This is a genomic window from Phaeobacter sp. JH204B (assembly GCF_048055755.1).
In the GTDB taxonomy this organism is placed as follows: Bacteria; Pseudomonadota; Alphaproteobacteria; order Rhodobacterales; family Rhodobacteraceae; genus Phaeobacter; species Phaeobacter bryozoorum.
On record NZ_JAYMXF010000010.1, the window covers coordinates 100017 to 114277 of the forward strand.

At 60.8% G+C, this 14261-nt stretch carries 14 protein-coding genes; 10 read left to right on the forward strand and 4 right to left on the reverse strand.

The features are described 5' to 3' along the window. Nucleotides 1-25 precede the first annotated feature (25 nt). From VXL81_RS06055 to rarD, 9 genes are all read left to right on the forward strand, one after another. A complete protein-coding gene (locus VXL81_RS06055; protein ID WP_416534473.1) occupies nucleotides 26-1198 on the forward strand; it encodes a thiolase family protein in 1173 nt (390 codons plus the stop codon). 95 nt (nucleotides 1199-1293) lie between these two features. Further along, nucleotides 1294-1752 (forward strand): GAF domain-containing protein, encoded by a 459-nt coding sequence (locus VXL81_RS06060; protein WP_416553329.1) that lies wholly within the window; start codon nucleotides 1294-1296, stop codon nucleotides 1750-1752. A gap of 189 nt (nucleotides 1753-1941) precedes the next feature. Next, complete coding sequence (locus VXL81_RS06065; RefSeq protein ID WP_416553331.1) at nucleotides 1942-2511, forward strand: helix-turn-helix domain-containing protein; 570 nt, start codon at nucleotides 1942-1944, stop codon at nucleotides 2509-2511. After that, a complete protein-coding gene (locus tag VXL81_RS06070; protein ID WP_416553333.1) occupies nucleotides 2511-3140 on the forward strand; it encodes a LysE family translocator in 630 nt (209 codons plus the stop codon). The genes VXL81_RS06065 and VXL81_RS06070 overlap by 1 nt, the downstream gene beginning before the upstream one ends. Beyond that, nucleotides 3137-3508, forward strand: a complete 372-nt coding sequence (locus tag VXL81_RS06075) for a GFA family protein (RefSeq protein ID WP_416553335.1) — start codon at nucleotides 3137-3139, stop codon at nucleotides 3506-3508. Before VXL81_RS06070 ends, VXL81_RS06075 begins: the two co-directional genes overlap by 4 nt. Nucleotides 3509-3523: 15 nt before the next feature. Beyond that, on the forward strand, nucleotides 3524-5971 hold the full coding sequence (locus VXL81_RS06080) for a GcvT family protein (RefSeq protein ID WP_416553337.1): 2448 nt from the start codon (nucleotides 3524-3526) through the stop codon (nucleotides 5969-5971). Next, nucleotides 5952-6980, forward strand: coding sequence for a GlxA family transcriptional regulator (locus VXL81_RS06085; protein WP_416546603.1), 1029 nt, complete (start codon nucleotides 5952-5954; stop codon nucleotides 6978-6980). The genes VXL81_RS06080 and VXL81_RS06085 overlap by 20 nt, the downstream gene beginning before the upstream one ends. A 95-nt stretch (nucleotides 6981-7075) precedes the next feature. Next, nucleotides 7076-9526 carry a GcvT family protein gene (locus VXL81_RS06090; RefSeq protein ID WP_416553339.1) on the forward strand — a complete coding sequence of 817 codons (2451 nt, stop codon included), beginning with the start codon at nucleotides 7076-7078 and terminating at the stop codon, nucleotides 9524-9526. Between the two features lie 179 nt (nucleotides 9527-9705). Continuing rightward, nucleotides 9706-10599 carry an EamA family transporter RarD gene (gene rarD, locus VXL81_RS06095; protein WP_416553341.1) on the forward strand — a complete coding sequence of 298 codons (894 nt, stop codon included), beginning with the start codon at nucleotides 9706-9708 and terminating at the stop codon, nucleotides 10597-10599. On the opposite strand, the gene VXL81_RS06100 is transcribed toward rarD, so the two are convergent. Both VXL81_RS06100 and VXL81_RS06105 read right to left on the reverse strand, forming a co-directional pair. Continuing rightward, on the reverse strand, nucleotides 10560-11279 hold the full coding sequence (locus tag VXL81_RS06100) for an SGNH/GDSL hydrolase family protein (RefSeq protein ID WP_416553343.1): 720 nt from the start codon (nucleotides 11277-11279) through the stop codon (nucleotides 10560-10562). The genes rarD and VXL81_RS06100 overlap by 40 nt on opposite strands. 44 nt (nucleotides 11280-11323) lie before the next feature. After that, the gene (locus tag VXL81_RS06105) at nucleotides 11324-11737 is read right to left on the reverse strand and encodes a nuclear transport factor 2 family protein (RefSeq protein WP_416542605.1); all 414 of its coding nucleotides are present in this window, start codon (nucleotides 11735-11737) and stop codon (nucleotides 11324-11326) included. A gap of 132 nt (nucleotides 11738-11869) precedes the next feature. On the opposite strand from VXL81_RS06105, the gene VXL81_RS06110 reads away from it, so the two are divergent. Next, nucleotides 11870-12523, forward strand: coding sequence for an RluA family pseudouridine synthase (locus VXL81_RS06110; protein WP_416553345.1), 654 nt, complete (start codon nucleotides 11870-11872; stop codon nucleotides 12521-12523). A gap of 12 nt (nucleotides 12524-12535) precedes the next feature. Here the strand turns inward: VXL81_RS06110 and VXL81_RS06115 are convergent, their stop codons facing one another. Together VXL81_RS06115 and VXL81_RS06120 are read right to left on the reverse strand one after the other, a co-directional pair. Beyond that, nucleotides 12536-13393: an alpha-1,2-fucosyltransferase gene (locus VXL81_RS06115; RefSeq protein ID WP_416546611.1), complete on the reverse strand. Its 858-nt coding sequence runs from the start codon at nucleotides 13391-13393 to the stop codon at nucleotides 12536-12538. A gap of 71 nt (nucleotides 13394-13464) precedes the next feature. Further along, nucleotides 13465-13968, reverse strand: coding sequence for a VOC family protein (locus VXL81_RS06120; RefSeq protein WP_416553347.1), 504 nt, complete (start codon nucleotides 13966-13968; stop codon nucleotides 13465-13467). Nucleotides 13969-14261 lie beyond the last annotated feature (293 nt).

Consider the following 14261-nt stretch of genomic DNA (forward strand, 5'->3'; position numbering starts at 1 on the left):
ATTTCGAGATTAGGAGGAATATTAGATGAAAAATGTAGTGATCGCAGGCGCGGCCCGAACCCCGATGGGAGGTTTTCAGGGCATGTACGACGGCGTCGCGGCCGCCGACCTCGGCGGCGCTGCAATCCGCGCAGCTCTTGAGGGGGCAGGCGCCAGCACGGTGGATGAGGTCCTGATGGGCTGCGTCCTTCCGGCGGGCCAGGGCCAGGCGCCCGCGCGACAGGCCGGGTTTGCGGCTGGCCTCGGAGAAGAGGTGCCTGCAACGACGCTGAACAAGATGTGTGGCTCCGGGATGAAGGCCGCGATGATTGCTTATGATCAGATCGCGCTTGGGCAGACCGATACCATGGTTGCGGGCGGTATGGAGAGCATGACCAATGCGCCTTATCTTCTGCCGAAGATGCGCAATGGCGCGCGGATCGGGCACGGGCAGGTGGTTGATCATATGTTTCTCGACGGCCTCGAGGACGCCTATGACAAGGGCCGCCTGATGGGAAGCTTTGCCGAGGATTGCGCTGAGACCTATCAATTCACCCGTGAAGCGCAGGACGAATACGCGCTGACATCGCTATCCAATGCGCTGGCCGCACAGGAAAGCGGTGCGTTTGACGGTGAAATCGCGGCTGTCACCGTAAAAACTCGAAAAGGCGAGGTCGTGACGGATGCCGATGAGCAGCCAAAATCGGCGCGCCCCGACAAGATCCCGACGCTCAAACCGGCCTTCCGCAAGGATGGCACCGTAACGGCAGCAAATGCCTCCTCGATCTCCGATGGCGCGGCGGCCTTGGTTCTGGCCTCGCAGGAGGCTGCCGAGGCGCAAGGCTTGACCATACGCGCCCGGATCATGGGGCATGCAAGCCACGCACAGGCGCCGGGTCTGTTCACAACTGCTCCAGTCCCAGCAGCGAAGAAGCTGATGGAGAAGATCGGCTGGACCACCGATGATGTCGACCTGTGGGAGGTGAATGAAGCCTTCGCAGTTGTGCCAATGGCCTTCATGCGTGAAATGGGGCTGCCGCGCGACAAGGTGAACGTGAACGGCGGTGCCTGCGCGTTGGGGCATCCGATTGGGGCCTCCGGTGCGCGGATTATTGTGACCTTGCTCAACGCGCTGGAAAAACGCGGTCTCAAACGGGGGATCGCTGCCATCTGTATCGGCGGCGGCGAGGGAACGGCAATCGCGATTGAGCGGGTGTGAATGTCACCTTTACCAAAATACTCTCGGGGGTGAATTGACCTGAAGGTCAAGAGGGGGCAGACAGCCCCCTCTGCTACACTTGAGGAGGGCTGCTCTTGCAGGTCGAGTACGAAACACTTGCCAAGACTATCGCTGCACTGACTGAGGGCGAGACTGACGAAGTTGCGCTGATGGCAACCGTGACCTGTGAGGTCCACCACAGCGATGATCGGTTCAACTGGACTGGGTTTTATCGGGTAGTGGCGCCGCAATTGCTGAAGATTGGCCCCTATCAGGGTGGTCATGGATGTTTGCAGATCCCGTTTTCACGCGGCGTCTGCGGAGCAGCGGCGCGCAGCGGTGAGGTGCAGCTGGTCGCCGATGTTGACGCCTTTCCGGGCCATATCGCCTGTGCGTCATCGACACGGTCCGAGCTGGTGCTGCCGGTCTGGAACCGCGACGGAGCGCTGATCGGCGTGTTTGATATCGACAGCGATCAGCCGGATGCCTTCACGCAAGAAGACGCAGAGCAGCTGACGCTCATATTGAAGCAGGTCTTTAGCCGCGCCGATTGATTCGGTGATTAAGGGGCGTTGCCCCTCGGCCTGACGGCCTCACCCCAGAGTATTTCTGGAAAGATGACGAAGCCGGGCGCCTTTATGGCCCCGGTTTTTGTTTGTCAGGGCCGTTCATGAAAAAAGGCTTTGAAATTTCACAAAGCCAGTGCATCGTGAAAAAATGACCCGCTTTTTCATGGAGCCCCTGTGACAGATCAATCACCATATCACGCAACACTCGGTGCGGATCTGCGCGCCTTGCGTAAGGCGCGTGGTGCGACGCTTGCCGATCTTGCGGGGCGTCTTGGTCGGTCTGTTGGCTGGTTGAGCCAGGTCGAGCGGGATATGTCGGAACCGTCGATTTCTGATCTTAGAGCGATTGCCAGCTCGTTGGATGTGCCGATGTCGATGTTGTTTGCCCATTCGGCGGCGCCGGTTTCAGAACAGGGGTACATTGTCCGCGCAGGCGCGCGCCGTCCGATGGGGTCGGGCGACGAAGGTCTGATCGAAGAACTGCTGTCGCCCGATCTGACCGATGACTTCGAGATGGTGCACTCCACCTTTCGTCCGCATTCGCGGATGCAGACCCCCGCCGACCGCCCGACGCAGGAGGTTGGCTACATGATTTCAGGCCGGTTGGACCTGCTTATCGGGGGGCGCAGTTTCACCGTGGGGCCCGGCGACAGTTTCCGGATCAAGGAAGAGCCGTACCAATGGGCCAACCCCTATGACACGCCGGCCGTCGCGGTCTGGGTTATTGCTCCACCGGTGTACTGATGAGTATTGATGCCTGGATCATATTTGCGTTGTTCTGGGCTGTCTTCGTGACCACACCCGGGCCGAATGCGGTGAATTGTATCTCCAACGGAATGGCCTTGGGGTTTGGGCGTGCAATGGTCGGTGTTCTGGCGATCCTGACGCAAGCGACGTTGTTCCTATTGCTGTCGGCCCTGGGGGTGACGACTCTGATCGCAGCCTCGCCCACCGGATTTCTGGTGGCCAAGCTGATTGGCGCCGGGTTTCTGATTTATCTGGGTTGGCGTGGTTGGCGCAACGCGACACGCCCGGTTCCGGCCACTGTCCGGCCCGCCCGTCACATCTACCTGCACGCCTTGGCGGTGGCCGTGATCAATCCGAAGAGCGTGGCGGGTTATCTCGCCGCGTTCTCGCAGTTCATCCAGCCGGACGTGCCGGTCTGGGACCAGATGCTGATGATCGTGCCCACTGCCTTGGGCCTGACCACTCTGAGTTACACCGGTTTTACCCTGCTGGGTGCCGGCCTGGGAAAAGCTGCGATGAAAGCCGTCTTCAGCGTCTGGATCCGTCGCCTGCTGGCAATTTGTTTCATTGTTTACGGCGTTCTGCTCGGCGCGAGCAGCGCTCCCAACCTGGAGGTTGCAAGATGATCAGGGGGTCCTGTCTTTGCGGGGGTATTCATTATGAGACATCCGCCCAACCGCAGGGCGCCTCGATGTGTCACTGCGGCCAATGCCGTCGGCAATCCGGGGGTATATGGTCGTCGGCTCGCGTGCCGGAGGCAGAGCTGATGATCTCCGGCGAGGTGAGCTGGTACGCGGCCAGTCCGGTGGCGAAACGGGGTTTCTGCGCCCGTTGCGGATCGTTTCTGTTCTGGAAAGCTGAAGATGGGGACGCGATCTGTTTTTCGCTTGGCTCGATCGAGGCACCTACCGGTGTCTCCCTAGAGAAGCATATCTTTGTTGCGGACAAGGGCGACTACTACGACATCGCGGACGGCGTGCCGCAAGAGGACTGACATCAGGGAGCAATCATGTCCGATTTTCCATCCAAGGCCCGTGTGGTCATCATCGGCGGCGGCGTCGTCGGCTGTTCGGCACTCTATCACCTGGCCAAGAAGGGCTGGACCGACAGCGTGCTCCTGGAGAAGAACGAGCTGACGGCAGGCTCGACCTGGCACGCGGCGGGCAATGTCCCGACATTCTCGACCTCTTGGGCGATCATGAACATGCAGCGCTACTCGACCGAGCTGTATGCCCGCCTCGGTGAAGAGGTCGACTATCCGATGAATTACCACCAGACCGGCTCGATCCGTCTTGCCCATACCAAGGAGCGAATGCAGGAGTTTGAACGCGCCTGCTCCATGGGCCGCTATCAGGGCATCGGGATGGAGATATGGACGCCTGAGCAGGCCAAGGAGCGTTATCCGTTCCTGGAGACCCACGACCTGAAAGGTGTGCTGTGGGATCCGTCAGACGGCGACATCGACCCGGCGCAGGTGACGCAGGCGCTGGCCAAGGGCGCCCGCGACATGGGCGCGAGGATCATCCGCTTCTGCCCGGCAACCGGTGTCAGCCAGAAGGAAGACAAGACCTGGATCGTGCATACCGGGAAGGGCGATATTGCCTGTGATTATGTGGTGAACGCCGCCGGTTATTATGCCCAGCGTGTCGGAGAGTGGTTCAAGCCCTATGGCGGGCGCACTGTGCCGATGATGGTGATGAGCCACCAGTATCTGCTGACCGAACAGATCCCCGAGATCGAAGAGCACACCAAGAAGACCGGCAAGAAACTCCCGCTGATCCGCGACGTGGATGTGTCCTATTACCTGCGTCAGGAAAAGAACGGCTACAACCTCGGGCCATATGAGCCGAACTGCAGGGGCCACTGGATGACCGAGGACGACCGGATGCCGGACGATTTTTCGTTCCAGCTGTGGTCGGACGATCTGGACCGGATCGAGGATATCGTCACCGACGCGATGGAGCGGGTGCCGCTGATGGCGTCCACCGGCGTCTCCAGCGTGATCAACGGCCCGATTCCCTATGCCCCCGACGGTCTGCCGCTGCTGGGCCCGATGCCGGGCGTGGACAACGCGTTCGAAGCCTGTGTCTTTACCTTTGGCATCGCCCAGGGCGGCGGTGCCGGCAAGGTGCTGGCGGAGTGGATCGCCGACGGCCAGACCGAGTGGGACATGTGGTCCTGCGATCCGCGCCGTTACACCGACTACACCGACCAGGATTACTGCGACAAGAAAGGCATGGAAGTCTACGGCAACGAATACGCCATGCACTTTCCGCATCACGAATGGCCGGCAGCGCGCGACAAGAAAGTCAGCCAGGTGCATTGCCGCATCAAGGAGCTCGGCGGCCAGATGGGCGCCTACAACGGCTGGGAGCGCGCCAACTGGTTTGCAAAGGATGGTGACGACACCTCCGAGGAGGCCACCCATACCTGGGGCCGCTCCGGCCCGTGGCAGCAGCGGATCAAGGAAGAATGCGAAGCGGTCCGCGACGATGTTGGCGTGCTGGACCTGCCGGGTTTCTCCCGTTTCAACCTGGACGGTGAGGGCGCAGCCGAGTTTCTGCGCGGGATGATCACCGGGGGTCTGCCCAAGGCGGGCCGGATGAACCTGGTCTACTTCGCAGATAACCGCGGCCGTATCCTGACGGAGATGTCCTGCATCCGTCATGGCGAGGACCACTTCACCCTGATCACCGCGGGCTCGGCCCAGTGGCACGACTTCGAGATCCTGAAGAAGGCGCTGCCCGAGGGCCTGACCCTGACCGACCGCACCACCGAATTTGCAACCATGATCGTCACCGGCCCGAAATCGCGGGAGCTGCTGGCGGGCATCTCGGATGCCGATCTGTCGCTGGGCTGGCTGACCCATCAGGAAGCCACGGTCGCGGGCAAGCCCGCCTTCCTGGCGCGGGTGTCCTTTGCTGGCGAACTGGGCTGGGAGGTCCATTGCGCCAACGCGCATCAACCGGAGATTTACGAGGCCCTGCTGGCGGGCGGCGCCAAGCCGTTTGGCATGTACGCGCTGAACGCCCTGCGCATCGAAAAGGGCTACCGCACCTGGAAGGGTGACCTGTCCACCGACTACTCGCTGCTTGAAGGCGGGCTGGAGCGGTTCGTCAAGCTGGACAAACCGCAGGATTTCCCGGGCAAGGCCGCGATCCAGGCCGAAAAGCAGCGCGGGGTGAAGAAATCCTTTGTCACCCTGATTGTCGATGCCGGGGAGGCGGACGCGCCCTATATGTCCTGCATCTGGAAGGATGACGAGATCGTGGGCGAAACCACCTCTGGCGACTGGGGCTACCGTGTGAACGCCTCCATCGCGCTGGGCATGGTGCGACCTGAGTTGGCGATGCCCGGAACCGAACTGGAGATCGAAATCTACGGTGAGAAATACCGTGCGGTGGTTCAAAAAGACGAACCACTGTGGGATCCGGGCAATGACCGGCTCCGGGCCTGACCCTCGCGCGACCTCCGGGGGCCCCGCCCCTGGGGAACGTCGGTGGCAGGTTGATATCCTGCTGAGCGAAGGTTTCGTCTTGACGGAATTTTCCGCCGTGGTGGAGCCGTTGCGCCTGGCCAATCGGGTGTTGGCGCAGCCACCGTTCTCCTGGACCCTTCGCTCCGCAGCGGGTGGTCAGATCGGCTGCCGGGCGGGTGCCTTTGTCGAGACGGAGCCTTTTGCAAGCCGCGCCGAGGCGGATTGTGTTTTTGTTCTTGGCAACACGGATCCCGATTGCCCTGCGCTGTCGATGGGGCCGCTGATCAGCAAATACCGCGCGCGCGGAGCCAAAGTCTATCTGCTGGCTGAGGCGGCAAGCCGGTACATCCGCGACAGCGGAAAGCAGGGGGGGCTCCACACGACACATTGGGAAAACGCCACTTTGATGCGCGAACGTATTGGATTGTTTGACGCCAACTTCGCGCTTGCAAGCGAGGATGGTCAGGTTGTGACCTGTGCCGGAATGGGGTCGACGGTGGATATCGTTCTTGCCTTGATTGGACAGCTGACAACGGCCGCCGCCCAGGTGACGGTTGCCAATATCCTGCTGCATGACAAGATACGCGATTACGCATCGCTGCAACCCTTCTCAGGTGTGAAGCCAACGGTTACCGGTGATGCTGACCTTGATCAGGCCATTCGCGTGATGCAGGAGCACATCGAAGACCCGTTGCCGATCAACGAGATCGTGGATCAACTGGGGATTTCGACCCGATCGCTGGAGCGCAAGTTCAATACTTTTCTGGGCACCACTCCAAACGGGTTTTACCGCGAAATGCGGCTGAACAAGGCGAATAATCTGCTGCTCAACACCACTATGAGCGTGCGGGAAATCGGATTGGCCTGCGGATTCTCCAACGGGTTTTCGACCCTGTATAAGGCTTTTTTCGGCATTACCCCTTTTGCCCTGCGAAAGTCACGACGCGCTTCCCAGTCCATGGAGCGACGTCGGAAACCCGCCCATTAGCGACGGAGAATACAGCGGCAAGATTGGCGTTTTTCATACATTTGCTGTCGCCTATCTGTGGCAGGGTCTGATCAAACGAGATCAGGAGACACAAGATGAGCGATCTTCCCAACAAGGCCCGTGTTGTCATTATCGGCGGCGGCGTGATCGGCTGCTCGGTAGCTTATCACCTGACCAAGCTCGGCTGGAAGGATGTGGTGCTGCTGGAGCGTAAGCAGCTGACCTCCGGCACCACATGGCATGCCGCGGGGCTGATCGGCCAACTGCGCGCGTCCTCCAACATGACCAAACTCGCCCGCTATTCGGCCGAGCTCTATTTGGGGCTTGAGGCAGAAACCGGAGTCGCGACGGGTATGCGTCAGGTGGGGTCGGTGTCCGCTGCCCTGACCGATGAGCGGCTTGAAGAGCTTTACCGCAACGCCGCCATGGCGCGCGCGTTTGGCGTGCCGGTGGAGGAGCTGTCGCCCAAGGAGGTGAAGGAGCGCTACGAGCACATCAATCTGGACGGCGTGACCGGCGGCGTCTGGCTGCCGACTGACGGGCAGGCGGATCCGGCCAACATTGCGCTGGCCCTGGCCAAGGGCGCCCGCCAGCGCGGCGCGCTGGTCAAGGAGCGCATCAGGGTCACCGGCATCTCCAAACAGGGCCGCCGCGTTACTGGTGTGGACTGGGCCAGCGACGATGGCGGGGCGCAGGGCCATATCGAATGCGACATGGTGGTGAACTGCGCCGGCATGTGGGGCCATGAGGTCGGCCGCATGGCAGGCGTCAACGTTCCGCTGCATGCCTGCGAGCACTTCTACATTGTCACTGAAGGTATCGAAGGCCTGACCCAGATGCCGGTGCTGCGGGTGCCGGATGAATGCGCCTACTACAAGGAAGATGCAGGGAAAATCCTGCTCGGTGCCTTCGAACCCAATGCCAAGCCCTGGGCAATGAACGGCATCCCCGACAGCTTCGAATTCGACCAGCTGCCGGAGGACTTCGATCATTTCGAACCGATCCTGGAGGCCGCCTGCAACCGGATGCCGATGCTGGCGGAGGCAGGTATCCACACCTTCTTCAACGGCCCGGAATCATTCACCCCGGATGACGCCTACCACCTGGGCCTGGCGCCCGAGATGGACAACTTCTGGGTCGCCGCAGGCTTCAACTCGATCGGCATCCAGTCCGCAGGCGGCGCCGGCATGGCGCTGGCGCAGTGGATGGAAGACGGCCAGAAGCCGTTTGACCTCGGCGATGTGGACATCTCCCGGATGCACCCGTTCCAGGGCAACAAGCATTACCTGTTCGAGCGTTCAAAAGAGACCCTCGGCCTGCTCTATGCGGACCATTTCCCCTACCGCCAGAAGGCCACGGCCCGCGGCGTGCGCCGCACCCCGTTCCACTACCACCTCAAGGAGCAGGGCGCCGTATTCGGCGAAATCGGTGGCTGGGAACGCGCCAACTGGTTCGCGAACGAAGGCCAGGAGCGCGAGTACCAGTACAGCTGGAAACGCCAGAACTGGTTCGAAAATTCTGCAGCTGAACACCGCGCTGTCCGTGAAAACGTCGGCATGTACGACATGTCCTCCTTTGGCAAGATCCGCGTCGAAGGCCCGGATGTGGAGAAGTTCCTGAACTACATCTGCGGTGCCAATGTCTCGGTTCCGGCGGGCAAGATCGTCTACACCCAGTTCCTGAACAGCCGCGGCGGGATAGAGGCGGATGTGACCGTCACCCGTCTGAGCGAGACCGTCTATCTGGTGGTGACCCCGGCGGTGACCCGCCTCGCCGATCAGACTTGGATGATGCGCAACAAGGGCGGTTTCAACGTCGTACTGACAGACGTCACTGCTGGAGAGGGCGTTCTGGCCGTCATGGGCCCGAACTCCCGCGAACTGCTGCAGAAAGTGTCGCCCAATGATTTCTCCAATGAGGTGAACCCCTTCGGCACCGCGCAAGAGATCGAACTTGGCATGGGGCTCGCCCGTGTGCACCGGGTGACCTACGTGGGTGAACTTGGCTGGGAAATCTACATCCCGGCGGAAATGTCCGGCCATGCCTTCGAAACCCTCTGGGAGGCGGGCCAGGACATGGGGCTCAAGCCCTGCGGCATGCACATGATGGACAGCTGCCGGATCGAGAAGGGGTTCCGCCACTTCGGCCACGACATCACTTGCGAAGACAATGTGATCGATGCAGGGCTTGGCTTTGCGGTTGCCGTCGGCAAGGACGACTTTATCGGCAAGGCCGCGGTGCTGGAGCGCAAGGAGAGCGGTCCTAAGAACCGCATGGTTCAGTTCAAACTGACCGATCCCGAGCCGCTGCTGTTCCACAACGAGCCGATCATCCGCGACGGCAAATACGTGGGCTATCTCAGCTCCGGTAACTACGGCCACACGCTGGGTGCCGCCATCGGCATGGGCTATGTGCCCTGCGAGGGGGAAAGCGCAGCGGATGTGTTGGGTTCGGTCTATGAGATCGACGTCTGCGGCATGAAAGTGAAAGCCGAAGCTTCCCTGAAGCCGATGTATGATCCGAAATCGGAGCGGGTGAAGGCATAGGACACCTCTAAGGATCCCAGGGGGGCGAGATCAGCGGGAGAATATGTGCGCCGTTCGCGCACTCTTTCCCCGCCGATCCGATAAGGCCGTCTACCATCGCCGACAGCAGTGTTTTTTGTGCTTCCGCTCTGTCAATTGCGCGCTGAGCTGTCATAAACGCGGCTCAGGGAGATTCCACGATGACCTCATCAGTTGAGAACAAAGACACGCCGCAGGGCCTTGCCTTTGCAGTTTCCGCCTATCTGATGTGGGGATTTCTGCCGATCTATATGAAAGCGCTGGCACATATGCCCGCCGCCGAAGTTGTCGCGCATCGGGTAATCTGGTCGGTGCCCGTGGCGGGTGTGCTACTCATTATCCTGCGTCGAACCCGTGATCTGCGCGCGGCGCTGACCTCGCCCAAGGTCTTGATGATGGGGGCGGTGACAGCGGCGCTGATCTCAGTGAATTGGGGCATCTATGTGTGGTCGATTGCAACCGGGCATGCGCTTGATGCGGCGCTGGGGTATTATATCAACCCGCTGTTCAGCGTCATGTTGGGTGCACTTTTGCTGGGAGAGAGATTGTTGCCGGCACAGCTGGTCGCAATCGGTCTGGCGGCACTGGCGGTGATGGTGCTTGCCGTTGACGCCGGGCGCCTGCCGTGGGCTGCCATTGGTCTTACTCTCAGCTGGGGGTTCTATGCGTTCTTCAAGAAATCCCTGCCGGTCGGCCCCAATCAGGGTTTCATGCTGGAAGTGCTGATCCTGACCCCTCCGGCGCTGGGATATCTGCTCTATCTTACGGCCTCCGGTGACGCGCATTTCGCGGGAGCGTTCAGCGACACCGCGTTGCTGCTGGGCTGTGGTTTGGTCACAGCGGTGCCGCTGATCACCTACGCCAATGGCGCCAAACTGCTGCGGCTCTCCACCATCGGTATCCTGCAATATATTGCTCCGACGATGATATTTCTGGCAGCGGTGTTCATTTTTGGCGAAGACTTCGGTCGCGCGCGCATGATCGCCTTTCCGATGATCTGGCTGGCGCTGGTGATCTACTCGGTCTCATTGGTGCGGCAGATGCGCCGGACCTGAGGGGCGGGCCGGGATGTGCAGGACAGTTCCGCGTTGATGGTCTCTGCTAAGGTTTCAGCCCAAAGAGAATAGGCGGCTGCCGACGGATGATAGCCGTCCTGCGCTGCCAGCGCTGGGTCGGGCGCCATCGTGAATGGCAGGTGGATGACATCGTGATTTCCTGCGGCCAAGTTGGATAGAACCCGGTCCAGCCGCGCCGCGTGGCGACCCAGGACCCAAGCCAGCGGTTGGGGAAGGGCTGGAAAATATGCCATTGGTGGCACTCCTGACAAGACCACGAGCCTGACACCAAACCGGTCCCGCAGGAGCTTGATCAGCGCGCACTGTTCCATGTGAAACCGTCGCCGCCGCGCAAGCCGGGTCACGTCATTGACCCCCAATGCCAGAACCGCAACGTCAAAGGTCTGCGGCGGCAGCGCACGCACCCGCGCCAGAGCATCTGCGCTGCGATGCCCGGTTGTGGCCTCCAGCCGCCAGGTCAGATGCCGACCTTGCGTCAGGCGCGATGTCAGTTGACCGGAGAGCGCATCGTTCTGGCGACCGACACCGACACCAGCAGCTGAGCTGTCGCCGACAATCAACAGCCGTAGCGGCGTGCCCTGTCCCTGTTGGCCGAACCGAGGCCCCGAGGGTTCCGGCAGGTTCAGCGCCCTTCGCCGGACGTTAACTGCCTGCACCACCAGAAGCGGCAGCAGGACAATGCGGGCGATATGATCGATGCCGATCAGCTGAGCGCCTTTTGATATTGCAGAAATCGTGGGTCGGTGGTGACCCGTTCCATGATTGCGGCGCGCAGCACGCCGACGCTTTTATAGGGGCGCATGACCACCTCGAAATGGCTGATCAGGCCGTGCGAATTCAACGTGATCAGGTCAACGCCCACAGCATCGAACTCGCCGATCTTGCACTGGAACTCCAACGCCCAGTCGTTTCCGTCCCCCATGATCCGACGATAGCGAAAGTCACTGAATACCTGACCGACATGACCCAGAATCGCCGCCACTGGTGCGCGACCGGTCCAAGTTTTCCAATAGGTCGGGGGCAGGAACTGCACATCCTCCGCCAGGAGATCTGCAATCTGGCTGTCGTCGCCTTTGGCAACAACCTCTTGCAGCCTGTTGATGGTCGGATGTGTCATGCTGCACCTCTCAGAACAGGGAGCCCGCGGTGAGGCAGGGGTTGCCGCCACCCTGACGCTCCGCCAGATCCCGGGCAAGCACGACGTAGCGATACCTTGCCCTGCGGGCGCCGGATCGCTAGGGACGCGGGCATGACTGTTTCTAGCGATTATACCCCGCCGACGGATCCATTGGATATCCTGCATCATGACGCGCAGCTATTGGTGGTGAACAAGCCCCATGGTCTGCTGAGCGTACCGGGGCGCGGAGAACACCTTGCGGACTGTCTGCTCACCCGCTTGCAGGCAGTGTTTCCCGAGGCGTTGCTGGTCCATCGACTGGATCGCGATACCTCCGGCGTAATGGTGTTTGCGGTCACTCCGTACGCCCAACGCCATCTCTCGATGCAGTTTGAAAAACGTACCGCAAAGAAAGCCTATATCGCGCGCATCGGTGGCAGGCTAGAGCCGCGCAGCGGGACCGTCGATTTGCCGCTGATCGTCGATTGGCCAAACCGCCCGCGCCAGATGGTCTGCCATGACACTGGCAAGGAGGCGGTGACCGATTGGCGGGTGATAAAATATGAAGAGGCCGCGACACGTGTGCGTCTGACGCCAAAGACAGGTCGCTCGCATCAGTTGCGTGTGCATATGCTCTCGCTCGGACACGCCATTCTGGGCGATCCGCTTTACGCTCAGGGGGCTGCACTGGATCATCCACGCATGATGCTGCACGCAGAAGAGCTGCGTATCAAACATCCCGACAGCGGCGAATCGATGAAGTTCCGCGTCAAGGCACCGTTCTGATCGCAGCAGTTGCTAGACGCTGATCCGCAGCCAGTCCGGTGGCAGGATATCGGGGTTGTTCAGCTTGGGGTCGCCGAACCATTTTGCCGGTCCCGCAACCCGGCGCTTCGCGTTCTGGTTCAACCAGGCGGCCCACCAGGAGAAGGAGCTGTTGCCGATGATGTTATGCCTGCACAGGCTCATCAGGCGCATGTCCTCGTAGTCGGTTTCCGCGCCATTGAAATCCACCACCACCTTGTCACAGGGGAGGGGGAGGTTGTCCTTGGCCCACTGCGGATCGTCCGAAAATACATAGACCGTTGGCTGTCCCTCCAGCCCGTCCAGCACCTGTTGCAGCGCGGCTTCGTAATAAGACTGATCGCAAAGCACATGCGCCGCGAGCGTCAGATAATCGCCCCGCCGAACATGCAGCGAGATCGCGTTGCTCTCACTGATCCTGGCCGCCATCTCGGCGTTCTGCTGATTTGAGAAGTCAGGGAAGGTGAAGTCGCGCCTGATCCGTTCGGCGCACCCATTGAAATAGTGCTCGCTCTGCCAATAGCCGTGCAGATAGCTGTCGTCGCCCCAGTGTTCGAAATCTGCATTGTAGCCAAGGCCAGCTTCTCGCCGGAGTTTCGGTCCTGCACCCAGCCCCTGCCCGAGGCTGCGCCATACCGCATAGCGCAGTGGTTCGGTCTGGCGCAGCGGAGGTAATTTGTCCGGCGCCGCCAAATCAAGGTCGAAGACACGTGTCAGGACACCTTCGCCGCGCAGCTCCGCGCCACGGCTGTCCAGCGCCAGCGAGACCCCAAGCCGATCCGCCAGCGCGCGCCCGGCGGCATATTGGAACATCTGGTTGCCCAGTCGGCCGTGCAGGCGGGTGATAATCATCGTCGGTCCCTCGAAGAGCTACAGGGGCGTTCATATGCGTGAAGCAGTGTCGTGACCAGTCCCGCCCTCGCTCATCCGCCGTATCGCGCCTGCCAGTCACCAAGGGCTGCGATGCCGAAATCGGGATCCGGCTGATCCGGCATTGGTGCGAGGATCTCGATTGAATGCCCGTCAGGATCCTTGAAGTAGATCGAGAGCGCCGGCATCCAGCCCAGCACCACCGGCTCATCGGTTGGGCTGCCGTTAAAATCGAGCGGTATGATTCCCGCATCCGTCAACCGGTCACAGATGCCATCCATCGCCGCTACGGTACTGCGAAACGCCATGTGCAGCCGCAGTCCCATTGGTGCGGATCCACCGGCCCAGAGCCCCAGCATTCCCTGAGACTGACCGCCCACCCAGTAGAATGCGGCCTGTCGTTCCGGCAGATGGTGGGCCAGCTGCAAACCCATGGTCCCTCCGTAGAATGTCATCGCACGGTCTAGGTCTTTAACCGTCAGATGCGTCTCATAGATTCCGGTCAGTTCCGTTTCGATATGTGTTTTGCCGGTAGCGTTATCCTGAACATGGATCATCTTAAGGCTCCGCTGAATGGTCAGGTAGCGACAGCCTGCAATCTCAAGTCAGGTTTAGATCAAGCGAAAAATCACAGCCGCGTGGCTTCGCCAGACGGATATCTGATGTCATCTGCTGATGGGGCCGGGGCGTGACAATCAGGCCAGCACCTGTTGTGCAGGCTGGCTTGGGTCTTGACCTCGGCCGATTGAACGGCCTAAGGCTGACGTAAGGGTCGGGGCCCTGCCGCTCGCGGTTGAGAAGACCATGGTGAACCCCCGCGCTGAAACTCCTGTCTTTCGCCCTTCCATGT

Coding starts and splice junctions, on each gene's coding strand:
- VXL81_RS06055 (WP_416534473.1), top strand. CDS start 26: ATGAAAAATGTAGTGATCGCAGGCGCGGCCCGAACCCCGATGGGAGGT.
- VXL81_RS06070 (WP_416553333.1), top strand. CDS start 2,511: ATGAGTATTGATGCCTGGATCATATTTGCGTTGTTCTGGGCTGTCTTC.
- VXL81_RS06075 (WP_416553335.1), top strand. CDS start 3,137: ATGATCAGGGGGTCCTGTCTTTGCGGGGGTATTCATTATGAGACATCC.
- VXL81_RS06080 (WP_416553337.1), top strand. CDS start 3,524: ATGTCCGATTTTCCATCCAAGGCCCGTGTGGTCATCATCGGCGGCGGC.
- VXL81_RS06085 (WP_416546603.1), top strand. CDS start 5,952: ATGACCGGCTCCGGGCCTGACCCTCGCGCGACCTCCGGGGGCCCCGCC.
- VXL81_RS06090 (WP_416553339.1), top strand. CDS start 7,076: ATGAGCGATCTTCCCAACAAGGCCCGTGTTGTCATTATCGGCGGCGGC.
- rarD (WP_416553341.1), top strand. CDS start 9,706: ATGACCTCATCAGTTGAGAACAAAGACACGCCGCAGGGCCTTGCCTTT.
- VXL81_RS06105 (WP_416542605.1), bottom strand. CDS start 11,737: ATGACACATCCGACCATCAACAGGCTGCAAGAGGTTGTTGCCAAAGGC.
- VXL81_RS06110 (WP_416553345.1), top strand. CDS start 11,870: ATGACTGTTTCTAGCGATTATACCCCGCCGACGGATCCATTGGATATC.
- VXL81_RS06115 (WP_416546611.1), bottom strand. CDS start 13,393: ATGATTATCACCCGCCTGCACGGCCGACTGGGCAACCAGATGTTCCAA.
- VXL81_RS06120 (WP_416553347.1), bottom strand. CDS start 13,968: ATGATCCATGTTCAGGATAACGCTACCGGCAAAACACATATCGAAACG.